Origin of the sequence: Actinocorallia longicatena (assembly GCF_039534125.1) — a bacterium.
Lineage (GTDB): Bacteria > Actinomycetota > Actinomycetes > Streptosporangiales > Streptosporangiaceae > Actinocorallia > Actinocorallia longicatena.
The window spans coordinates 54514-76304 of record NZ_BAAAUV010000024.1; the positions used below are offsets into that span (position 1 = coordinate 54514).

Below are 21791 nucleotides of genomic sequence, written 5' to 3' on the forward strand. Positions count from 1 at the left end.
GAGCGGGGAATGGTTCAGCGGGGACTGCGGCGCAATGCGAGGGCGGGGCACATCGCGACGGCCTTGCGGACGTCGCGTTCCAGCCAGGTCGGCAGCGGGTTGTTCGAGACGACCGGATAGCCGTTGCGGTCGAGCCTGATGACCTCGGGCAGCACGTAGGCGCACACGCCGTGCCCGGCGCAGCGGGCCCAGTCGACCTCCAGCCGGCCGTTCTCGTCCCCCGGCACGTGCAGGAGGCCGCGCACGGGACGGTTGCAGGACCCGAACTCGGCGTGGATCGCGATGTCCTCGGCGAAGGCCGTCATGGCCGACAGCACGAACGCCGCCGTGCCGTCCGGATGCTTGCACGCCCCGCGGCCCCGGCCGATGCCGACGGCGCGGCGGACCGGCGTGACCCCGCCGAGCCCGTCCATCAGGTCCGACAGGGTGCGCACGACCTCGGGCAGCCCGAGCCGGCACGGGCCGCACTGCCCGGCCGACTGCGCCGCCAGGTAGGACGCCACCCGCAGTGACTCCCCGAGGGGGCAGACGCCCTCGGCGAGCGGCAGCAGGATGCCCGCGCCGAGCGAGCCGCCGACCGCCTCGAGGCCCGACCGGGACACCCGCGCCACCTGGGCGGCGTCCGGGCTCAGCCAGGAGCCGTGGTAGCCGCCGGTCAGGACGCCCTGTCCGGTGCTGACCCCGAGGGCGGCGAAGACGTCGGCCAGCGGTGTGCCCGTGGGCACCTCCACCACGTGTTCGGCGGCGACGGTCAGCAGGACCGTCCCCGGCTCCTCGTCGGTGCCGGCCGAGGCGTAGAGCTCGGCCCCGAGCGAGGCCAGCACGGCGAGCTGGGCGAAGGTCTCGGCGTTGGACAGCAGGGTCGGCAGGCCGTCCACACCCGAGACCGCGGCGCGGAGCTTGCGTCCGGGCGGGATCGGGTCCTCCCCGTTGGCGGCCCGCACCAGCGCGCCGCCCTCACCGGAGATGAACCGTTCGAGCAGGGGCACCACCCGGAACGGCTGCGGGGCCTCCCGCTCGGCGATGGCCTCCTGGACCGACTCCAGCCCGGCCGCGCCCTCGATCCCGATGACGATCTCCGACGCCTTCAGCGCCGTCGCCACGAGCTGGGCGCCGTCCAGGACCAGATGCGGGGCGCGCGTCAGCAGCAGCGCGTCCTTGGCGCTGCCGGGCTCGCCCTCCGCGCCGTTGACGAGCACGACGGCGCCGGGCCCCGACTTGCTCGTCGCGGCCAGCTTCCGGCCGACGGGGAAGGCCGCGCCTCCCCTGCCGCGCAGGTCCACCCGCTCGACGAGCTCGATCAGATCGCCGAGACCCATCTCGGGGATCTTGCCGTGCATGGCCCGGTGCTGGCCGAGGCCGAGCCGGGGGAAACGGTCGAACCCGGCGCCTATCCTGGGCGCCCCGATCGCGGTGAAGGTGAGGCTCATCGCTGCTCCGCCTTGCTCTTGCGCCTGGTACGGACGGGGGTCGGTGAGGGCTCGGGTTCACCCTCGCGGACGGGCACGATCGGCCGCACCACCAGCACGGCCCGGTTGAGCAGCGCCAGCCCGACGAACACCAGGCACAGCACGTACCCCCAGACCACCCAGGGCGCGGCCTGCCGGCCCGCGGTGAGACCGTGCATGATCGCGACCGGCCACGCGAGGTAGGACAGGGCGTGCAGCCCCCGCCACAACCCGGGCCGGGTGCCCGCGGCGAACCAGAACCGCGTCACCCCGCTCAGCAGGACGATCAGGAACAGGTCGAAGGCCATGGCGCCCAGCCCGATCGGGCCGAGGCCGAACACCACGGCGTCGGCGGCCGAGGCGTGCCCGGCCAGGATCTTCACCATCAGATGGGCGACCAGGAAGGTCATGCCGACCGTCGAGGTCGTGCGGTGCCCGGCCTGCGCCAGCACCCGGTAGCGGATCGTCAGCAGGCTGCGGTCGGTGGCCGTCAGGCCGATCATCACGGTCAGGCTCATCGCGACCAGGGCGAAGACCCCGGAGTAGGTCAGCAGGAACAACTGGGCGTGGGCGGCGAAGACCGCACCGGGGCCGGTCGCGGCCAGCCCCAGGGTGACCGGTGCGACGACGCAAAGGGTGGGAACCATCCAGCGCGGAACACGTGATTCAGCCATCGCATCTCCTTCAAGGTCCGAAGTTGGAAAGCTCCTGGCCAGGCATGATCTTCTCTGCTCCCCGTTGAGCCCATCCGTCGCGGAACCGCCAGCCGCCCAGCGTGCGACCGGACAGCGGCAGGTCCCCGTCCCCCTGACCCAGCCCGAACAGCGTCGTCGCCGCGGTGGCGCCGCCGCAGGTGCCGGGTCCGCCCGTCTGCCCGAGATAGTCGCCCTGCCGGACGGGGGTCCCGTCGGCGACGCGCGTGATGTCGGACAGCCGGTAGTACTCGGTGGCGAGGCCCGTGTCGTTCACGATCACGACGAGGCCGTTGCCCGCGGCGTCGGTGCAGAACCGGTACAGCAGGCCGTCGGAGGCCGCCAGCACCTGCCCGTCGCCGCCGTCGAACGTCATCTGCGCCGGCATCGCGGTGACCCGCCGGCTCTCCCCGATCTGCCAGGGCAGCATGAGCTGCGGCTGGGTGACCGGGCCCGCGCTGTAGCGGGCGAGCGTCCGGATCTCCGTGGCCGGAAGCAGCCGGGTCGGCACCACGCGCAGCAGCGCGCGGAACCCCTCCGTCCCCGACAGCCCGGCGCGCCAGCGCCGCCCCTCCCAGCGGGCGAGGAACAGCGCCACCTGCGGCATCGCCGAGCTGCTCGTCGGGACGGGCAGCGCGGCCACTCCGAAAGCCCACATGCGGTCGGCGGTCTGCCGCGTCACCGCGACGACCGGATCACCTCCCTGCCTTCCGTAGACCATGCGGGCCACCCGCCCGCGTTCCTTCTTCATCAGCTCGGCGACCCGGCTCTCCAGCCGCTGCGGCGACGCCGGGGTCGTCCCGGCCGCCTTCTCCGCGGCCTCGGCCGGCGGACTCGGCTTGTCCGCCGGTTTGCGCACATCGAGAAGACTTCGTTCGACGATGACCAGCAACACGAGCGCCACCACCACGGCGACGATCATGCCCGCGGTCGAAACGCGGTCCGCCGCGATCGCCACGGTCCGGGGATTGACTCCCCTCCTACGACCCATCGTCCCCTCCAGAGGGCGGCAGGCTCACTCACCACTTCCGCACAGGTTCGAACACTCGGTGGTGCCCGTCACATCAGCACCGAAAAGTAACAAAGCGGCATCACGATATCCACTGATTGGCTAGTTTCCTCTAGACCTAACTGCCTTTGAACCATCGGTACGGATCGTCCGTACAGATCGTTCATGGCTCACCTCACCGAACTGGAACCGCCGATGCGGGAACAGATCTTCACAGAGCTCTTCGCCGGCTACCGCCGTCCGCTCACGGCGTTCGTCATGAACCTCACGGGCGGTGACCGGCACTGGGCGGAGGACGTCGTCCAGGAGACGATGATCCGTGCCTGGCGCAATGTTTCGCGCCTCGATCCGGATGTGGAGTCCCTGATGCCTTGGCTGGCGACCGTCGCCCGCCGTATCGTGATCGACGACCGGCGCCGACGTGAGTCCCGCCCCCGCGAGACGGGCGACGGACCGCTAGAGAGTGTGCCCGTCCCAGACGGCATGGAGGACCTGCTGCGTACCGTCGTGGTCTCGGAAGCTTTGCAGACACTGTCGGCCGCCCACCGCGAGGCGCTGACCGAGACCGTCCTGAGGGGCAGAACCGTGAACGAGGCCGCCGACGTGCTGGGCGTCCCGGTGGGTACCGTGAAGTCTCGCGTGTACTACGGGCTCAAGGCGCTGCGCGTCGCCCTGGAGGAAATGGGGGTGGACACGTGAGTCACGAGTTCGAGCACACAGACGTCGCGGCGTACGCCCTCGGCGTGCTCAACGACCGCGACCGGCGGACCTTCGAGGCCCACCTGTCCGGATGCAGGTTCTGCAACATGGAGCTCGCCGACCTCAGCGGCATGCGCACGCTGCTCCAGGGCATCGATCCGCCGCCCAAGGTGACCGCGCCCGCGACGCCGATCCGGGCACCGCGCCGGCGCTGGAGCCCGCAGCAGTGGATGGTGAACGCCGCGGCCGGGGTCCTGCTCCTGCTCGGCGGATTCGGCGGCGGTGTGGCGCTGTCGGCCGACGAGGGGCCGCCGAGCATCGCCAAGGGCGAGCAGCGCACGGCGACCAACGCGGCCACCGGCACCACCGGGACGGCCGTCCTGGACAAGCGGAGCTGGGGCACCTGGTTCGCCCTCGACGTCGCCAACATCAAGGGCCCGTTCACCTGTGAGCTCATCGCCGTGACCAAGTCCGGCAACGAGCGGGTCGCGGGCGGCTGGAACGTCTCGTCCAAGGGCTACGGCGTTCCCGGCTCCCCCGAGCACCTGAAGGTCGAGGGCGGCATCGCCGACTCCATGGACCAGATCGACCGCCTCGAGGTGCGCTCCTCGACCGGAAAGACGGTCCTCGTCATTCCGGTCTGAACCATGCGGCCGGGCCGCCGCGTAAAGCCTCTCGACCACCGTTCCGTACGAGAGGCACCACCATGCGGATCCGACCGATCTGGGCGTTCCCCTTGGCCGCCGTCGCCACCACGGGAATCCTCTTCACCGCCAACAAGGTGACCGGCACCGGGCCCGGCGAAACCACGGCCTCGCCCTACACGCTCGCCGACAGCGGCGACAAGGCGGCCGAAGACCCCGACGCCGGCACGACGCCCGCCGCGCTCAGCGCGCAGAACGACCCGACCCTCGGCAGAATCGTCGTCGACGGCAAGGGCTGGACGCTCTACCGCTTCGACAAGGACACCGCCAAGCCGCCCACGTCGAACTGTGACGGTGACTGCGCCAAGGCCTGGCCTCCGGTGCCCGCCTCCGACGACGTCCAGCTCAAGGGCGTCGCGCAGAAGAACGTCGGGACCGTGACCCGGGCCGACGGCACTGAGCAGCTCACCCTCGGCGGCTGGCCGCTCTACCGCTACGCCAAGGACACCAACCCGGGCGACACCAACGGCCAGGGCGTCGGCGGCGTCTGGTTCGCCACGGCGCCCGACGGCAAGAAGGCCAAGGCCGCCGACCCCGCTCCCGACCCGGCCGAGACGACCGAGCCCTCCGCGACCCCCGCGCCGAAGCCGAAGAAGACGCAGACGACCCCGAACTGGGCCGGCTGGACCGTCCTCAAGGCCGTCAAGGACCCCAAGCTCGGCACGATCGTCCAGGACGGCAAGGGCTGGACGCTCTACCGCTTCGACAAGGACGTCCCCAAGACCGGCACCTCGGCCTGCAACGGCGCCTGCGCGAAGCTCTGGCCGCCGGTGAAGTTCACGGCCAAGCTGAAGCTCACGGGCGTCAGCAAGGGCATCGTCGGCAACATCATGCGCAAGGACGGCATCTGCCAGCTCACCCTGAACGGCTGGCCCATCTACCGCTACGCCAAGGACGTCAACCCCGGCGACACCAACGGCCAGGGCGTCGGCGGCGTCTGGTTCGCCACCACCCCCGAGGGCAAGAAGGCCGCCGCCAAGACCACGTCCAACCCCGAGGACGAGCCGCAGGACGGCGGATACACGTACTGATCGGACCGATCAGATGCTGGACTGGAGATCGATCGGCCAGCCTGGTGGGGAGGACTCCAGCCAGGCGAGGAAGCCCGTCAGGGCCGCCATCGACATCGCCAGCTCCAAGGTGTGGTCGCCGTCCTTGAGCTCGACGATCTGCGCGTCGGGCGTAAGGGCGGCGGTCTCCTCTCCCGAGGGGGTGCGCCGGTTGATGACCATCAGGCCGCGCCTGTGGACCACCGAGCGGGGAGCGCGGCCGTAGCCGAAGATCCGGTGCCACTGGAGCTCGTCGCCCACGTACCGGCCGATGCCGAGCCGCCAGACGCCCGAGCCGGAGTCGAGTTCGCGCAGCGAGCACTCGACGGTGCCGCCGCCCAGCTCCAGGAGCCAGCGGCGCAGGGACATCAGGCCGAAGAGCAGAACCGCCACCAGAACGACGGCGGCGAGCACCCAGCCGATGTCCATAGCCAGGTGCTCGCCCACGTGCTTTCTACGCCTCTGCTCCGGCCGCGCGCAGACGCGCGCGGGCGCGGCGCTCGGCCACCGCCTGAGGGTTGCCGTCCACGTCGTCGCCACCGGACTGGGCGGCGGCGAGCGCCTCCCTCGCGGAGCTGACGTCGACCTCCGAGCCGAGCTCGGCCTGCTCCGCCAGGACGGAGACCTCGTTGTCGGCCACCGAGAAGAACCCGCTTCCGACCGCGGCGACGATGACGTCCCCACCGGCCGGATGGATCTTCACGAGGCTGCCGTCGACCAGGACGCCCAGCACCGGGGCGTGACCGGTACGGATACCGATCTCACCCTCGATGGTCTGAGCGACCACCATCTCGGCCTCGCCCGACCACACTTCACGCTCGGGCGAGACAAGAGCGACCTTGATCGCCATATCTCTTGCTCCTGTTCGGCAGAAGGACCGGGGCCTCGGCGGAGACCCCGGCGGAAACTACTTCTGCAGCTGCTTGGCCTTCTTCTCGACGTCGTCGATGCCGCCGCACATGAAGAACGCCTGCTCGGGAATGTGGTCGTACTTGCCCTCGCACAGCGCCTTGAAGGAGGCGACGGTCTCGTCGACCGGGACGGTCACACCGGGCTGGCCGGTGAACTGCTCGGCGACGTACATCGGGTGCGACAGGAACCGCTCGATGCGACGCGCGCGCTGAACGGTGACCTTGTCCGACTCCGACAGCTCGTCGATACCGAGGATGGCGATGATGTCCTGCAGCTCCTTGTACTTCTGCAGGATCCTCTTCACCTCCTGGGCCACGGTGTAGTGCTCCAGGCCGATGATGGCCGGGTCCATGATCCGGGACGTCGAGTCCAGCGGGTCGACCGCCGGGTAGATGCCCTTCTCAGTGATCGCACGGGACAGCGTGGTGGTCGCGTCGAGGTGCGCGAACACGGTGTGCGGCGCCGGGTCGGTGATGTCGTCCGCGGGGACGTAGATCGCCTGCATCGAGGTGATCGAGTGACCGCGGGTCGAGGTGATGCGCTCCTGGAGCTGGCCCATCTCGTCGGCCAGGGTGGGCTGGTAACCCACCGCGGACGGCATGCGGCCCAGCAGCGTGGAGACCTCGGAACCGGCCTGGGTGAAGCGGAAGATGTTGTCGATGAAGAGCAGCACGTCCTGCTTCTGCACGTCGCGGAAGTACTCCGCCATCGTCAGGGCGGACAGGGCGACCCGCAGACGGGTGCCCGGCGGCTCGTCCATCTGGCCGAACACGAGGGCGGTGTCCTTGAGGACGTTCGCCTCTTCCATTTCCACCCAGAGGTCGTTGCCCTCACGGGTGCGCTCGCCGACGCCGGCGAACACCGAGGTGCCACCGAAGTTACGGGCGACACGGGTGATCATTTCCTGGATCAGAACGGTCTTGCCGACACCGGCACCACCGAACAGACCGATCTTGCCACCCTTGACGTACGGGGTCAGCAGGTCGATGACCTTGATGCCGGTCTCCAGCATCTCGGTCTTCGACTCGAGCTGGTCGAACGAGGGGGCCGGGCGGTGGATGCCCCAGCGCTCGTTGACCTCCAGCGCCGGGTTGTCCAGGCACTGGCCCAGCGCGTTCCACACGTGGCCCTTGGTCACGTCGCCGACGGGAACCGAGATCGGCTCGCCGCTGTCGGCGACCGAGGCGCCGCGCACCAGGCCGTCGGTCGGCTGCATGGAGATCGCGCGGACCACGTTGTCACCCAGGTGCTGGGCGACCTCGAGGGTCAGCGTCTTGGTCTCCGTGCCGAGGAGGACCTCGACGTGAGCAGCGTTGTTGATCTCGGGCATCGCGTCGGCCGGGAACTCCACGTCGACGACCGGGCCGATGACCCGGACGACACGGCCGGTGCCAGTCGTTACCGCAGTTGCAGACATGTTCCTATTCACTCCCCGCGCCAGCGTCGGCCAGCGCGCTGGCGCCACCGACGATCTCGCTGATTTCCTGGGTGATCTCGGCCTGGCGCGCCTGGTTGGCCTGGCGCGAGTAGAGCCCGATCAGTTCGTTGGCGTTGTCCGTGGCGGACTTCATGGCCCGGCGGCGTGCCGCGTGCTCAGAAGCCGCGCCCTGGAGCAGCATGTGGAAGATACGGCTCTCGATGTAGTTCGGGAGCAGCAGGTCGAGCGTGTCGGCCGCCGAGGGCTCGAAGTCGTAGGTGGGCAGCGCGTGACCGCTGTCCTCCTTCGTGTCCTCGACCTGGAGCGGAAGCAGCCGGGAGACGTGGGTCTCCTGGGTCAGCATCGACACGAACTCGGTGTAGACGACGTGGATCTCGCCCACTCCGCCCTCCGCGTCGCTCTTCAGGAAGTCCTCGACGACGCGGCGGCCGATGCGCTCGGCGCTCGCGAAGTCGGGACGGTCGCTGAAGCCGCTCCAGTTGCCGCCGGTCTCGCGGTCGCGGAACTTGTACCAGGTGATGCCCTTGGTACCCACGACGTACGGGACCGGCTCGCGGCCCTGCTCGCGCAGCCGCGCCGCCAGCGCCTCGGCCTCACGGATCACGTTGGCGTTGTAGCCACCGCAGAATCCGCGGTCGGAGGTGATGATGACGATGGCCGAGCGCTTGTCCTCCGGCTGCTCGCGGAGCAGCGGGTGGTCGACCCCGGACCGGTGGCTCACCAGCGCGGAGAGCGCGGTGGTGATCTGCTCGGCGTAGGGCTTGGAGGCCGCGACGCGTTCCTGGGCCTTGGCGATCCGCGAGGTGGCGATCAGCTCCTGAGCGCGAGTGATCTTGGCGGTCGACTTGACCGACTTGATCTTGCGCCGGAGCTGGCGAAGCTGCGCACCCATGGATCAGGCCTTCTTGACGCGCTTGATGGTCTCCTGCTCGACGTCCTCGGGGTTCAGCGGCTCAACCTCTTCCTCGGCGCCCAGAAGGGTGCCGGCGGAGGTGGTGAAGCCCTGCTTGAACTCCGTGATCGCGCTCTTCAGCGTGGTCAGGGCGTCGTCGGAGAGCTGCTTGGTGTCCCGGATGCCCGGCAGAACGCCCTTGGCGTTGTGCTCGACGTACTCCAGGAAGTCGGCCTCGAAGCGCTTGATGTCCTCGACCGGCACGTCGTCCAGCTCACCGGAGGTACCGGCCCACACCGACACGACCTGACGCTCGACCGAGAACGGCGAGTACTGCGGCTGCTTGAGCAGCTCGACCAGGCGGGCACCGCGCTCCAGCTGCGCCTTCGACGCCGCGTCCAGGTCGGACGCGAAGGCCGCGAAGGCCTCCAGGTCACGGTACTGGGACAGCGACAGGCGGAGGGTGCCGGCGACCTTGCGCATGGCCTTGATCTGCGCGGAGCCACCGACTCGGGAGACGGAGACACCGACGTTGATGGCCGGGCGCACACCCTGGTTGAACAGGTCGGTCTCGAGGAAGCACTGACCGTCGGTGATCGAGATGACGTTGGTCGGGATGAACGCCGACACGTCGTTGCCCTTGGTCTCGATGATCGGCAGACCCGTCATCGAACCGGCGCCGAGGTCGTCCGACAGCTTCGCGCAGCGCTCGAGCAGACGCGAGTGCAGGTAGAAGACGTCACCGGGGTAGGCCTCGCGGCCCGGCGGGCGGCGCAGCAGCAGGGAGACGGCGCGGTAGGCCTCGGCCTGCTTCGACAGGTCGTCGAAGACGATGAGCACGTGCTTGCCCTCGTACATCCAGTGCTGGCCGATGGCCGAACCGGTGTAAGGCGCGATGTACTTGTAACCGGCCGGGTCGGACGCCGGAGCCGCGACGATCGTCGTGTACTCGAGGGCGCCGGCCTCTTCCAGCGTGCCGCGGATCGACGCGATGGTCGAACCCTTCTGGCCGATGGCGACGTAGATGCAGCGGACCTGCTTCTTCGGGTCGCCGGAGAGCCAGTTCTCCTTCTGGTTGATGATGGTGTCGACGCAGACCGTGGTCTTACCGGTCTGACGGTCACCAATGATCAGCTGGCGCTGGCCGCGGCCGATCGGCGTCATGGCGTCGATCGCCTTGATGCCGGTCTGCAGCGGCTCGGACACCGACTGCCGCTGAACGACGGTCGGGGCCTGCAGCTCGAGCGCGCGGCGCTCGGTGGACTCGATCGGGCCCTTGCCGTCGATCGGGTTGCCCAGCGCGTCGACGACGCGGCCGAGGAAGCCGTCGCCGACGGGGGCGGACAGGACTTCACCGGTGCGGCGCACCGGCTGGCCCTCTTCGATCTTGGTGAAGTCGCCCAGCACGACAGCACCGATCTCGCGAACGTCCAGGTTCAGAGCCAGACCACGAGTGCCATCCTCGAACTCGAGGATCTCGTTGGCCATCGCCGAGGGGAGGCCCGAGACGCGGGCGATACCGTCGCCGGACTCGGTGACAGTGCCGACCTCCTCGCGCGCGGCCGCGTCGGGCTCGTACGACTGGACGAAACGCTCCAGCGCGTTCCGGATCTCATCCGGACGGATCGTCAGCTCCGCCATGATTCCTTTCCCTGCCTTCAGCTCGCGATGCGCCGGCGAACGCCGTCAAGGCGCCCGGCGATCGTGCCGTCGATTGCTTCGTCCCCGAGCTGCACGGCGAGACCGCCGATGACCGTCGGGTCGATTTCGATGTTCAGGTGTACGCCGCGGCCGTAGGACGCGCCGAGCGCGGCCGCGAGCCGGGTCTGCTGCTCGTCCGTGAGGGCGACAGCCGTACGAACGGTCGCTACCAGCCGGTTGCGCCGGGTCGCGATGTTCTTGCCGATTTCGGCGAGTCCACGCTCCAGGCTACGTCCCCGGGGGTTGGTCACGACCTCGTTGATGAGTGCGAGGCTCGGAGCCGCGACCTTGTCGGCGATCAGAGCGGAGACCAGCTCGGTCTTGCGCTCCGCCGGAAGGCGCTGGCCCGCGAGGGCGTTGCGCAGCTCGGGCTCGCCTTCGACCAGCCGGGAGAACCGGAAGAGCTCGTCCTCCAGGTCGTCCAGCGTGCCGTTCTGCTCGGCGGCCAGCGCGTAGGAGCCGATCGCGAGCTGCTCGACCGCGTCGGTCAGCTCACTGGGGCGGCTCCACTTGCGCGAGACCACGTCCTTGAGGATGGCCAGCGCCGGAGCGCTCACCTTGCCCTCGAACAGGGCCTGCGCGATGTTCGCCTTCTCCTCGCCGGGCTTCGCCGGGTCGGACAGCGCGCGGCGCAGGCCGTGCTCGCGGTCCAGCAGGTGCAGGATCTCGAGCAGTTCGGCGCCGAGCACGGTCGCGTCCGCGTTCTTCGAGAAGTTCGCGAAGTTGTCGGTGATCTCGGCCAGCGAGGCCCTGCTGACGGCGCCCGCCATCAAAGGACCTTGCTCGCGTTGGCCGCTTCGAGCTCCTCGAGGAAGCGGTCGACCACGCGGCGCTGCCGGGCCTCGTCCTCAAGGGACTCGCCCACGACACGGCCGGCCAGGTCCACCGAAAGCGCGCCGACCTCGGACCGCAGCGAGGTGAGGGCCTGGGCCCGCTCCGCTTCGATCTGTGCGCGGGCGTTCTCAACGATGCCGCGGGCCTCGACCTGGGCCTGCTCCTTCATCTCAGCGATGATCTGAGCGCCCTGCTCACGAGCCTCTTCCCGCAGACGGGCCGCCTCCTGGCGGGCGTCGGCGAGCTGAGCCTTGTAGGCCTCGAGGGTCCGCTTCGCCTCGTCTTCAGCTTCAGCAGAACGCTTCAGCCCACCCTCGATCAGGTCGGAACGCTCGTCGAGCGTCTTGACGATCTTGGGAAGAAGCTTCCAGGCGAAGAGGCCGAAGATGATCGCGAAGGCGATGGGGCCGATAACGAGCTCGGCGCCATGCGGCAGGAAGATGTTCGGCTCGTGTTCAGCCGCTTCTGCCAGGAACATGAGTGCTCCCCTCCGGGTCGTCGTGGCTTCTTACGGGAAAACGAAGGGCACGACGAAACCGAGCAGCGCGAGCGCCTCGGTCAGGGCGAAGCCGATGAACATGTTGGTGCGGATGACGTTGGTCATCTCGGGCTGGCGGGCCATGGCCTGCACACCGTTACCGAAGATCAGACCGACACCGATGCCGGGGCCGATCGCCGCGAGGCCGTAGCCGACGGCGCCGAGGCTGCCGCTGACGGTGTCTTCGGCGGCGAGAACCGTCTGAACGATGGCGCTCATTTCTTGTTTCTCCTTAGCTCGGCCGGCGAACAGTTCACCGGTCGTGGTCTGTGTTTGGGGGTCGATCCAGGAAGAACGGAGAAGCTAGTGCGCTTCCTCGTAGGCCTGGCCGATGTAGCCGGCCACGAGCATCGTGAAGATGAAGGCCTGCAGGAACTGGATCAGAAGCTCGAACGCGGTCATCACGATGGCCATCGTGAAGGACGCGGCGGAGGAGGCCATGCCGACCACGGTCGGGCTGACGAGGTACCACGCGGCGACCGAGAACACGGCGATCAGGAGGTGACCGGCGAACATGTTCGCGAAGAGCCGGATCGTCAGCGTGAACGGCCGGATGATGATGTTCGACAGCAGCTCGATCGGGGTGAGGATGATGTAGACCCACCACGGGAGGCCGGAGGGAACGGCGAGGTTCCTGAATCCGCCGACGAGACCGTTGTTCTTGAACGTCAGGTACATGTAGATGACCCAGGCGACCAGGGCGAACAGCGCGGGGAACGCGATGCGCGAGGTGACCGGGAACTGGGCCAGCGGGATGAAGGCCATGAAGTTCAGGAGCCAGATGAAGACGAACATCGCCAGGAAGTACGGGACGAACTTGTCGCCCTTCGCACCGACCATGGGACGCGCGATCTGGTCGCGCACGAAGAGGTAACCGAGCTCTCCGACGGACTGGATGCGGTTGGGGACGAGCTTCGCCTTGCTGAAAGCGGCCCAGAAGAACGCGCAGATGACCGCGCAGGCGACCACGGCGAGGAACGCCGGCTTCGTGACTTCGAACGGGCCGATGCTGAACCACGTGTCGAAGACGAAGATCTCGGGGCCCGGAGCCGGAAAGCCGCAGTGGGCCGACGACTCGAAGTGGCAGCTGTCGCCAGATGCCAGGACTACGTCAGCGATCACCGCGAGCTCCTTCGGCGTGAAGCATGTTGTCAACACCCTCGACGTTTTGGCGCGGGGCTACCCGCGAACCACGAGAAAAACCTTGTTCGGCTGGATCGCCTATTGATCCCGACCGAATCGGACATAGACCAGGTACAGAGCCGCGACCAGCCCCAGGATGATCCCGATGGGGAGGAAGACTTTCTCGGTACCGACCAGGTGGTCCACCAGCCAGCCCACACCGCCCCAGAAGAGCATTCCGGAGAGGATGATGCTGACGATCGACCAGCCCGGGTTGGGACTCTCGGGCCCCTGCGAACCGGAGCCGGAGCTTGCACTGTCCTTGTCCATGGCGAGACGGACGATAGCAGGCCATCGAAGGACTGGTCACATTGGCGTAGTCCTTTGACCAAACCCGCATCGTCGTCAGCCCCCGCCGGTACCCGAGTGCGGCTCGACGTAGAGCATCTTGGTCTTCACGAAGACCCGGATCTCGAAGAAGAGCCACACGACAGTGCAGGCGAGAACTGTGATGCCGAATGCTCGTCCGTTCATCCAGCTCGCGTCACGCAGCAACACGATCAGTCCGAACATCGCGAAGATCTTCACCAAATAGGTACCCATCGCGACCGGCATCAGCAACTGCGGGGAGACGCGGGCCGAATAGGACACCGCGATGATGCTGATTCCGAAGAAGACGAGCACCACCAGCGTTCCGATGAGGGCTCCGATGGCACCCTTCCCCCCGGCGAGGAGAGCGGCGATCACGATCGCCAGCAGTCCGGCAGCAGAGGTGGGGATGGCCGCGCCGCGGAAGATCCGGGCGTCGGAAGACTCCATGGGGGACTCCGATGGTCACTCAAAGTGTTCGTTCGTACTTCGTGAAAGCTATCACAAGCCCTGTTACCCACGGCAATTACCCCGTGGGTAACGGCGTTGGGAACAGCTCGTTAAACGGGCAGCCGCGGGCGGGGCTCGTCGCTCTCCGCACTCGCCGCGAGGGCCGCCGCGGCGGCCCTTCTGGCCCGGAGCCGGGGCCAGCCGACCATGAAGAGGGCACCGGTGATGGCCGCCACGATCGTGATCGAGACCACTCCGCGCAGATAGTTCGGCGAGTTCGGCGGGACGAAGGAGATCGCCACCATGCAGCTCCCCATCAGCCCGACCCAGCCGTACATGATCAGGACGGACTGGCGGTGGGAGTGGCCCAGGCGCAGGAGCCGGTGGTGCAGGTGGTGCTTGTCCGGCGCGAACGGGGACATGCCCTGGTTGGTGCGCCGCCAGATCGCCAGCAGCATGTCCAGGTACGGGACGACCACGACCATCGGCAGCAGGACCAGCGGCAGGAACAGCGGGTAGGTCTCGTAGGCCCGGCCGATCTCGGGGTCGAACTGCGAGGTCATCTGGATGGTCGCGGCGGCGATCAGCAGCCCGATCAGCATCGACCCGGTGTCGCCCATGAAGATCCGGGCCGGATGGAAGTTGTGCAGCAGGAAGCCCGCGCAGACGCTGACGAGGATCGCCGCGATCAGGGACGGCGGGACCAGCGAGGAGTAGGTCAGGGCGTCGGCGATGTGGTAGCCGAGCACGAACAGGGCCAGGGCGGCGAGGCCCACGACGCCCGCGGCCAGGCCGTCGAGGCCGTCGATGAAGTTGACCGCGTTGATCGTCGCGACGACCAGCAGGACGGTCAGCGGGATGCCGTAGGCCTGGCTGAGGGAGAAGGAGCCGCCGAACGGCGTCGGCAGGGTGTACATCTGCACACCGTTCATGATCAGGACACCGGCGGCGGCGACCTGGCCCGCGAACTTGGTCAGCGGGTCGATCTCCCACAGGTCGTCGGCGACGCCGATCAGCACGATCAGGCAGCCCGCCAGCAGGACGGCCGGCGCGGTCTTGGTCTGCTCGAAGACGTCACGCAGGTGGGGCAGCGAACTCGCCATGATCAGCGCCCCGGCGACCCCGCCGAACATCGCCAGTCCCCCGACCCGGGGGGTGGGGATGGTGTGGACGTCGCGGTCGCGGACCTTGGACTGGGCGCCGATCGTGATCGCGAAGCTCTTGACCGGGGACACGAGCAGATACGTGGTCGCGATCCCCGTGAGGATCACGAGCAGGTACTCCCGCATGGGCCCGTCCTTGATCGAGACAGGGCCGGACGCCCCGTCAGCCGTTGATCAGCCGTCGTTCAATGAGACGGCCGCCGCCACCCGGAGGTTGACGGCGACCGCTCGGCGATCAGGCCACTTTATGCCCAGAAGGCTAAGGAGGATGTCAGTAGCCCCGCAGGACCTCACCGCAGTTGGTGGCGATGAAGGTCGGCTGCCCCTGGTCGTTGGTTCCGTTCCGGCCGACGCAGGACTGGAAGTACATGTGCTTCCGGAAGTTCGACGTGGACAGGAAGCTCACGAACTGGCCGCCCTTGTCCTTGGTCTTCCAGAGCGTCCAGACCTCGCCGTCGTTGGGGTCGTCGTTGGTGTAGAGGATCTTCACCGCGGCGATCCGCTTGTCGGTCTTGTCGTCCCGGATCCTCACCACGACCAGCGGCCGGATGAAGTCGTTCTCCTTGGCGCCGGTCACGATGCCCCAGGCCGTCACGCCGGACGGCTGGCCGGGGGTGGTGGCCGTGGAGTAGCTGTAGGCCTTGAGGGGGGCGTCCTTCGCCCTGGCGATGCCCGCCCGCTCGGCGGCGCTCAGCTTGGCGGCCTTCTGGGTGCCGGGGACCCGGACGTTCGGGTTGTCGAACCCGACGAGCTTGCCCAGCGGGGCGAAGTAGACGAAGTTCAGGGCGCCCTTCTTGACGGTGTAGCCCTTCTTCCCCTTCTTCTTCTTGATGAGGATCTCGCGGACGAAAAGGCCCTCGGTGTAGGCGGACTTCCACGAAGCCTTGAATTTGTAGGTGTACTTCCCGTCCGCGAGCGGGTTCTTGTACACCTTCTTCTTCGGCTTGTAGCGCTTCACCTTGCAGGTGTAGCACTTCTGCTTGTAGCCCTGGTTGTTGTTGATGTCCTTGTTGATCGGCGGGCCTTCGATGGTGCCCGATCCCCCCGGACCCGGCGTCGTTCCCCGGCCGTTCCCGCGCGCTTTCGCGGTGACGAAGTGGACACCGGAATCGTCGATGTCCCAGGCCTCGATGGCGGCGAACTGGACGCCGGGCGTCCATCCGTCGCGCTTCTTGTCCTTGACCTTGAACTTCACGGTGATCTTGTCGGCGGTCACCGAGTAGGAGCCGCCGGCCTCGACGTACTTGAAGCCCTTTTTCGTGGTGAACGAGCCCTTGGGCTTGCTCGGAACTGCCGCCGCCGGCCTCTCGGAAGGAGCAGGCGGTTCTACCTTCGCCTGCGCCGCGGTCGCGAATGCGCCCGTACCGAGAATGAGGGATCCGGTCGTCAGCACGATGGTGGCGATGCGTTGCATCCAGTCACTCCCCGTACATATCCAGCATTGCCCCCGAATATTAGCGTTCATGGGATGATCGCACCGATCGTCTCGTTCATCGATGACCGGTTGCGGCCGACGGGCCGTGTTCAGGGGGTGGGCATGAGCGGCCTCAAAGGCGTCATAGCGGTTCTGACCTGCGCGGTCATCGGCACACTCTCCTTCTTCCTCACCCGTCCCGGTACCGAGGTGGTCACCGGTCCCGGGCCCACCGCTGCGGCTTCGACGGCCCCGGTGTCCTCCAACCCGGCACCCTCGACCCGGGTGCCCGGTGAGCTCGTCGGAAGCTGGGCCGGGACGGCGCTCGGCCCGAACGGCCAGCAGCAGGTGGCCCTGACCCTGAAGGACGGCGTCGTCGGCGAGGTGGTCGGCGAGTCGACCGTCCCCGGCAGCGACTGCGTCTTCGAGCTGAAGCTCGACTCCGTCGACCGCCAGGCGGTCTTCGTGACCGAGCGGACCAGGACGGGCAGCAAGTGCACCCCGTCCTCCGGCCGGATCGGCCTGGTCGACGGCGGCGTCCGCTACAGCACCCGCACCCCGGACGGCGACACCGTCTCCGGGCGCCTGTCCAAGGCCTGAGGACACTCCCTAGTAGAGGCGGATCGTCCTGTCGTTGCTGCCGGTGGCGAGGGTGCCGGTGGTCCGGGCATAGGCGAGGGCGGCGACGTAGGCGCTCTGGTCGGTGAGCGACGAGGACGCCTGCCAGGTCGAGGTGTTCCACAGGCGGGTGGTGTTGTCCCAGCCCGCCGAGGCGAGGGTCCTGCCGTCGGGGCTGAAGGCCACCGCCAGGACGGTGTCGGCGTGGTCGCCGAAGACGTGGGTGTTCTTGAGCCCGGGGACGTCCCAGACGCGGACGGTCTGGTCCTCGCTCGAGCTGGCCACCGTCTTGCCGTCGGAGCTGAAGGCCACGCCCGTCACCCCGGCCCTGTGGTCGGTGAAGGAGTGCTCCTCGCGGCGGTCCCCGACGTTCCAGATCCGGACGGTCCGGTCGAAGGCGCCGCTGGCGAGGGTCTTGCCGTCGGGGCTGAACGCGACGCCGTGGACGTCGTCCTTGTGGCCCTTGAGCGGGGCGGTCTCCTTGCCGGTCGCCGGGTCCCACAGCCAGATCGTGTCGTCGTCGGCCCCGCTGGCCAGGACCTCGCCGCCGGGGCTGAACGCCACGGACCTGACCGGGCCCTTGTGCTGGGTGAGGACGGCCCGCTTCTGGTGGGAGGTCGCGTCGATGAGCCAGACCGTCCCGTCGGTGCCGCCCGCGGCGATCGTCTTGCCGTCGGGGCTGAAGGCCAGGCTGGTCGTCTGGTTCGGGCCCGAGGCGATGGCCGTCCGCGCACGGGTGGCGGTGTTCCACCAGACGAGGCCGTCGCCGCCCGCGCTGACCAGGCGGGAGCCGTCCGGGCTGAAGGCCAGGGCCCGCACTCCCGAGGTCAGCCCGCTCAGGTACGACGGGATCGGCGCGGGGCCGGTCAGCAGCTTCTTCTCCGGCTCCCTGGAGAGGTTGACCGCGGCGGGGACGGCCGCGCTGAGCGCGGCGAGCCCGGCCAGCAGCGCGAGGTCCCTGCGGCGCCAGGTCCTCGGCCGGGCGGCCGGCAGGGCGTCGTGGGAGGTCAGCGACGGCCGGGGCGTGATCCCCTGCGGGCCCGGGGGGAAGGACGGGTGCGGCTGCGGCGGCCCCTGCGGCGGGAAGGAGGGGTGCGGCGGGAGCGGCTGCGGGGTGCCGAACCGGGGATCGGGGGCGCCGAAGCCGCCGGGGGCCGGGGAGCTCTGCCGCGGCGGCGTCCCGGGGTCCGGCGGGTCGGTGCGCGGGCCCGGGTGGAGCAGGCCGGGCGCGATCGACTCCGACGGCATCGGGAAGGCCCCGGCGGGGCTGGGCGCGGCCGAGGAGTCCGTCACGGGGACGGCCGAGAGCAGCCCGATCAGCTCGTCCACGCCGGGCCGTGCGTCGGGGTCCTTGATCAGGACGCGCGCCAGGACGTCGCCGAGCGGTCCGGCGTGCCGCGCGGGCTGCGGCTCGGAGGTGATGAGGGCCGTCAGCACCTCGATGTAGTTGGTCCCGGGGAAGGGCGGTCTGCCCTCGACGGCGCTGTAGAGGGTCGCGCCGAGCGACCAGATGTCGCCCTCGGGCGTGGCCACGGGGCTGTGCGCCTGCTCGGGGGCCATGTAGGCGGGCGTTCCCATGATCGCCCCGGACCTGGTCAGGGTGGCGTCGCCCACCAGCCGGGCGATCCCGAAGTCGGTGATGATCACCCGTCCGGGAGCGAGCAGGACGTTCTGCGGCTTGAGGTCGCGGTGCACCACCCCGAGCGCGTGCGCCTCCTTGACGGCCCCCGCCATGATCAGCCCGATCTCGACGACCCGGGCGACCGACATCCGCCCGCCCGCCTCGACGGCCTCGGCCAGCGAGGGACCGGGCACGTACTCCATGACGATCATCGGGGCGTCCTGGTGCATCACGATGTCGTGCACCGTGATGATCCCCGGATGGCTCAGCCGGGCGGCCGACCGCGCCTCGCGCACCGACCGCTTGTTGACCTGTTCCCGCTGCTCCCCCACCAGCCCCGGTGGGAGCAGCACCTCCTTGACGGCCACCTCGCGGTCGAGCATCTCGTCCAGCGCCCGCCAGACCCGCCCCATCCCGCCGGTCCCGATCACTTCAACGAGCCGGTACCGCCCGTTGACCAGATCTCCTGCCGCGCTCTCCGCCACACCCGAACGATAGCCCCGAACCATCACAAAATCCCTACGTTCCCGGACGCACCAGCCCGGCGTCGTAGGCGAAGATCGTCGCCTGGACCCGGTCGCGGAGGCCGAGCTTGCCGAGGATCCCGTTCACGTGCGACTTGACCGTCGCCGCCCCGATGCCGAGCTCGGCGCCGACCTCCGCGTTGCTGAACCCCCGGGCGACCTGGCGGAGGACCTCGATCTCCCGGGGGCTGAGCAGGGTCAGGCGGTCGTCGCCCTCCGGGGCCGCGGGACGGACGGAGCCCGTCATGAAGGCGTCGATGAGCTGGCGGGTCACGGCGGGCGAGAGCATCGCCTCACCGGCGGCGACCGTCCGGACCGCGCCGACCAGCTCCTCCGGCTCGCAGTCCTTCAGCAGGAAACCCGAGGCCCCCGCGCTGAGCGCCGCGAACACGTACTCGTCCCGCCTGAAGGTCGTGAGGACCACCACGCGCGCCGGTGATCCGGACTCCGTCAGCCGCCGGGTCGCGGTGAGCCCGTCCATTCCGGGCATCCGGATGTCCATGAGCACGACGTCGGGGGCGCACTCCCGCACCGCCCGCAGGGCCTCGACCCCGTCGCCCGCCTCGCCGACGACCTCGAGGCCGGGCTCACCCCGGATGATCGAGCAGAACCCCGCCCTGACCACGCGCTGGTCGTCGACCACGAGCACCCGGACCGTCATTCCATGACCTCCAGCAGATCCCTCATCCCGGTGAGCGCCGCCCGCGCCCGCCGCGCCACCTGGACGACCGCCTCCCGGGGATCGCCGCCCGCTCCCCCGGCCGCCGCCTCCGCGACGCTCACCAGCCCGGCCGTCTCGGTCAGGACCGTTCCCCGCAGCCCGGCGGCCAGGCGCTGCCGCTCGGTCCAGGTCACGGCGCCGATGGCCCGCCGCGCCGACTCCTCGTTCAGGACGATCCGCTCCTCCGCGCTCCGCGCCCGCAGCCCCCAGATCCGGAACGGCGCCAGGACGGCCGCCGCGGCCGCGCAGAACACCGCGAAGTAGAAGACCAAGGCTCCCACGCCCTCGCCGGGTTCCCAGTACGCGGCGGCCCCCACCGCGGCCATCGAGGCGGCGGCGAGCACCGGCACGGCGGCCGGGCCCGCGCCGTACACCAGGATCAGCTCGACCCCCCAGGCGAAGACGAGCGGCTGCGCCCAGCCCGGCGCGAGGACCCCGGCCAGGGTCAGCACCGGCCACGCCAGGCTCGCCGCCGCGCTCAGCACGGCGGCGGCCACCGGCAGGCGCGCCCGCAGCACGAGGGGAAGCGCATGGCAGCCCAGCAGGACGGCCAGCAGGACGGCGAAGCCCGCCGAGACCCCCTCCACCAGCGGTTCCGGCGGCCCGAGCGCCAGGACCAGGGGGACCACGGTCAGGACCGCGGCGAGCACCGGGTCGGCCCGCGGCCACCGCCTGACGGCGGCGGGCCGCGGCACCTCCGCCACGACCACCCAGGAGCCCGCCCCGTCCTGCCCCGCCTCCAGCCGTCCGCCGAGCCCCTCCACCCGGGCCGTCATCCCGGCGACGCCCCGACCGCCGCCCAGCCGCGGCGGCGCTCCCGCGGAGACCCCGTTGACGACCGTGACGCGGGTGCCCCCCGCACCGTGGCGGAGCACGACGCTCACCTCCTGGCCCGAGGCGTACCGCATGGCGTTGGTCAGGGACTCCTGGACCACCCGGTAGAGGACGGCCGCCGTCGCCGGGGGGAGCCGGTGCCCGTCGCCCTCGATCCGCAGCATGACGGGGAAGCCGAGCCGTCCCAGGCCCTCGCAGAGCGGCGGCAGCAGCTCGTCCAGGTCGCTGCCCGGCTCCGGTCCCACCACGCCCACGAGCTGTTCGAGCGCTGCCAGGACCTCGCGGCCGTTCTCGATCGCGATCGCCAGCGCCTCCTCGACCAGTTCCGGGTCGCGGGCGGCGGCGCCGCTGTGCACCGCGACGGCGCTCAGATGGTGCCCCGCCACGTCGTGGAGGTCCCGTGCCAGGCGTTCCCGCTCGGCCGCGGCGGCGGCCCGCTCCTCCTGCTCGATCTCCGCGAGCCGGGCCGTGGCCGCCGCCCGGCGGGCACCGCGCGCGCGGTGCGCCCGGCCGAACTGCACGACGAGCACGAACACCAGGGCGTCGACGAGGAGGGAGGCGGGGAGGTCGGCGATCCCCTCGGAGAAGGTGACGGACACCGCGTCCCCGAGCGTCACGGCGGCCAGTCCCGCGGCCGCCGTCCGGGCGTCCCGGAGCACGGCCAGCGAGTACAGGGCGATCGCGTCGGACAGCCAGAACACCGGGCCCGAGGCGGCCTCGGGGAAGGCGAGATGGGCGGCCGCGCCCACCGCCGCCACGACCGCGAGAACGATCACCGGGGCCGTCCTGCGCCAGGCCAGGGCGCCCCCCATGACGACCGCCGCCACGCCGGCCGCCGCCCACCGGGAGCCGCCCGGATCCTCGGGGAGCAGCGCCCTGCCCAGCACGAGCTGGAGCCCGACGAGGACGCCGGGCAGCACGGTGTCGCCCCAGCGTGGTCCGGCCATCCACCGACTCTACGATCCGCCGGAGCCGGGCGGATCCAACCCAGGGTGGAGTCCCGGGCCGCCCTGCGGCGAAGCGCGGTTCGGCTTCGCGC

Annotated in this window: 23 protein-coding genes; 4 read left to right on the forward strand and 19 right to left on the reverse strand. The window is 69.7% G+C overall.

Features of this window, described 5'->3' with window-relative positions:
- Positions 1–14: 14 nt before the first annotated feature.
- From ABD785_RS32620 to ABD785_RS32630, 3 genes are read right to left on the reverse strand one after another with little or no spacing between them, the layout of a single operon-like run.
- Positions 15–1430 (reverse strand): ferredoxin, encoded by a 1416-nt coding sequence (locus ABD785_RS32620; protein WP_344835991.1) that lies wholly within the window; start codon positions 1428–1430, stop codon positions 15–17.
- Positions 1427–2122: a hypothetical protein gene (locus tag ABD785_RS32625; RefSeq protein ID WP_344835995.1), complete on the reverse strand. Its 696-nt coding sequence runs from the start codon at positions 2120–2122 to the stop codon at positions 1427–1429. The genes ABD785_RS32620 and ABD785_RS32625 overlap by 4 nt, the downstream gene beginning before the upstream one ends.
- 10 nt (positions 2123–2132) lie before the next feature.
- Positions 2133–3098, reverse strand: a complete 966-nt coding sequence (locus tag ABD785_RS32630; RefSeq protein ID WP_344835998.1) for a M23 family metallopeptidase — start codon at positions 3096–3098, stop codon at positions 2133–2135.
- 216 nt (positions 3099–3314) lie between these two features.
- Here ABD785_RS32630 and ABD785_RS32635 point away from each other — a divergent pair, with 216 nt between their 5' ends.
- The 3 genes from ABD785_RS32635 to ABD785_RS32645 all read left to right on the forward strand — a co-directional run bounded on the left by ABD785_RS32635 (position 3315) and on the right by ABD785_RS32645 (position 5583).
- Positions 3315–3848, forward strand: coding sequence for a sigma-70 family RNA polymerase sigma factor (locus ABD785_RS32635; protein ID WP_425547848.1), 534 nt, complete (start codon positions 3315–3317; stop codon positions 3846–3848).
- The gene (locus ABD785_RS32640; protein ID WP_344836000.1) at positions 3845–4492 is read left to right on the forward strand and encodes an anti-sigma factor family protein; all 648 of its coding nucleotides are present in this window, start codon (positions 3845–3847) and stop codon (positions 4490–4492) included. The genes ABD785_RS32635 and ABD785_RS32640 overlap by 4 nt, the downstream gene beginning before the upstream one ends.
- A gap of 62 nt (positions 4493–4554) precedes the next feature.
- Positions 4555–5583: a hypothetical protein gene (locus ABD785_RS32645; protein ID WP_344836002.1), complete on the forward strand. Its 1029-nt coding sequence runs from the start codon at positions 4555–4557 to the stop codon at positions 5581–5583.
- A gap of 9 nt (positions 5584–5592) precedes the next feature.
- Here the strand turns inward: ABD785_RS32645 and ABD785_RS32650 are convergent, their stop codons facing one another.
- From ABD785_RS32650 to ABD785_RS32710, 13 genes are all read right to left on the reverse strand, one after another.
- Entirely contained in the window at positions 5593–6048 is a 456-nt protein-coding gene (locus ABD785_RS32650) for a DUF2550 domain-containing protein (RefSeq protein ID WP_344836004.1), read from the reverse strand.
- Between the two features lie 7 nt (positions 6049–6055).
- Positions 6056–6451 (reverse strand): F0F1 ATP synthase subunit epsilon, encoded by a 396-nt coding sequence (locus ABD785_RS32655; protein ID WP_344836006.1) that lies wholly within the window; start codon positions 6449–6451, stop codon positions 6056–6058.
- Between the two features lie 57 nt (positions 6452–6508).
- Entirely contained in the window at positions 6509–7930 is a 1422-nt protein-coding gene (atpD, locus tag ABD785_RS32660; protein ID WP_344836008.1) for a F0F1 ATP synthase subunit beta, read from the reverse strand.
- Between the two features lie 4 nt (positions 7931–7934).
- Positions 7935–8843, reverse strand: coding sequence for a F0F1 ATP synthase subunit gamma (locus ABD785_RS32665; RefSeq protein WP_344836010.1), 909 nt, complete (start codon positions 8841–8843; stop codon positions 7935–7937).
- Between the two features lie 3 nt (positions 8844–8846).
- Entirely contained in the window at positions 8847–10484 is a 1638-nt protein-coding gene (gene atpA, locus ABD785_RS32670) for a F0F1 ATP synthase subunit alpha (RefSeq protein WP_344836013.1), read from the reverse strand.
- 17 nt (positions 10485–10501) lie between these two features.
- The gene (locus tag ABD785_RS32675; protein WP_344836016.1) at positions 10502–11314 is read right to left on the reverse strand and encodes a F0F1 ATP synthase subunit delta; all 813 of its coding nucleotides are present in this window, start codon (positions 11312–11314) and stop codon (positions 10502–10504) included.
- Positions 11314–11856 (reverse strand): F0F1 ATP synthase subunit B, encoded by a 543-nt coding sequence (locus tag ABD785_RS32680; RefSeq protein WP_344836019.1) that lies wholly within the window; start codon positions 11854–11856, stop codon positions 11314–11316. The genes ABD785_RS32675 and ABD785_RS32680 overlap by 1 nt, the downstream gene beginning before the upstream one ends.
- Before the next feature lie 30 nt (positions 11857–11886).
- The gene (atpE, locus tag ABD785_RS32685; RefSeq protein ID WP_344836022.1) at positions 11887–12135 is read right to left on the reverse strand and encodes an ATP synthase F0 subunit C; all 249 of its coding nucleotides are present in this window, start codon (positions 12133–12135) and stop codon (positions 11887–11889) included.
- Between the two features lie 84 nt (positions 12136–12219).
- Positions 12220–13038, reverse strand: a complete 819-nt coding sequence (atpB, locus tag ABD785_RS32690; protein ID WP_344836025.1) for a F0F1 ATP synthase subunit A — start codon at positions 13036–13038, stop codon at positions 12220–12222.
- A gap of 99 nt (positions 13039–13137) precedes the next feature.
- Complete coding sequence (locus ABD785_RS32695) at positions 13138–13368, reverse strand: AtpZ/AtpI family protein (protein WP_344836028.1); 231 nt, start codon at positions 13366–13368, stop codon at positions 13138–13140.
- A 75-nt stretch (positions 13369–13443) separates the two neighbouring features.
- Positions 13444–13857, reverse strand: a complete 414-nt coding sequence (locus ABD785_RS32700) for a Cg1360 family ATP-synthase-associated protein (protein ID WP_344836031.1) — start codon at positions 13855–13857, stop codon at positions 13444–13446.
- A gap of 110 nt (positions 13858–13967) precedes the next feature.
- On the reverse strand, positions 13968–15146 hold the full coding sequence (locus ABD785_RS32705; RefSeq protein WP_344836034.1) for an MraY family glycosyltransferase: 1179 nt from the start codon (positions 15144–15146) through the stop codon (positions 13968–13970).
- A gap of 145 nt (positions 15147–15291) precedes the next feature.
- Positions 15292–16434, reverse strand: a complete 1143-nt coding sequence (locus tag ABD785_RS32710) for a hypothetical protein (RefSeq protein ID WP_344836037.1) — start codon at positions 16432–16434, stop codon at positions 15292–15294.
- A 54-nt stretch (positions 16435–16488) separates the two neighbouring features.
- On the opposite strand from ABD785_RS32710, the gene ABD785_RS32715 reads away from it, so the two are divergent.
- Positions 16489–17034, forward strand: coding sequence for a hypothetical protein (locus ABD785_RS32715; RefSeq protein WP_344836039.1), 546 nt, complete (start codon positions 16489–16491; stop codon positions 17032–17034).
- Positions 17035–17043: 9 nt separating this feature from the next.
- On the opposite strand, the gene ABD785_RS32720 is transcribed toward ABD785_RS32715, so the two are convergent.
- From ABD785_RS32720 to ABD785_RS32730, 3 genes are read right to left on the reverse strand one after another with little or no spacing between them, the layout of a single operon-like run.
- Entirely contained in the window at positions 17044–19158 is a 2115-nt protein-coding gene (locus ABD785_RS32720) for a WD40 repeat domain-containing serine/threonine protein kinase (protein ID WP_344836041.1), read from the reverse strand.
- 34 nt (positions 19159–19192) lie between these two features.
- Positions 19193–19858, reverse strand: coding sequence for a response regulator (locus ABD785_RS32725; protein WP_344836043.1), 666 nt, complete (start codon positions 19856–19858; stop codon positions 19193–19195).
- The gene (locus ABD785_RS32730; protein ID WP_344836046.1) at positions 19855–21699 is read right to left on the reverse strand and encodes a sensor histidine kinase; all 1845 of its coding nucleotides are present in this window, start codon (positions 21697–21699) and stop codon (positions 19855–19857) included. Before ABD785_RS32730 ends, ABD785_RS32725 begins: the two co-directional genes overlap by 4 nt.
- Positions 21700–21791 lie beyond the last annotated feature (92 nt).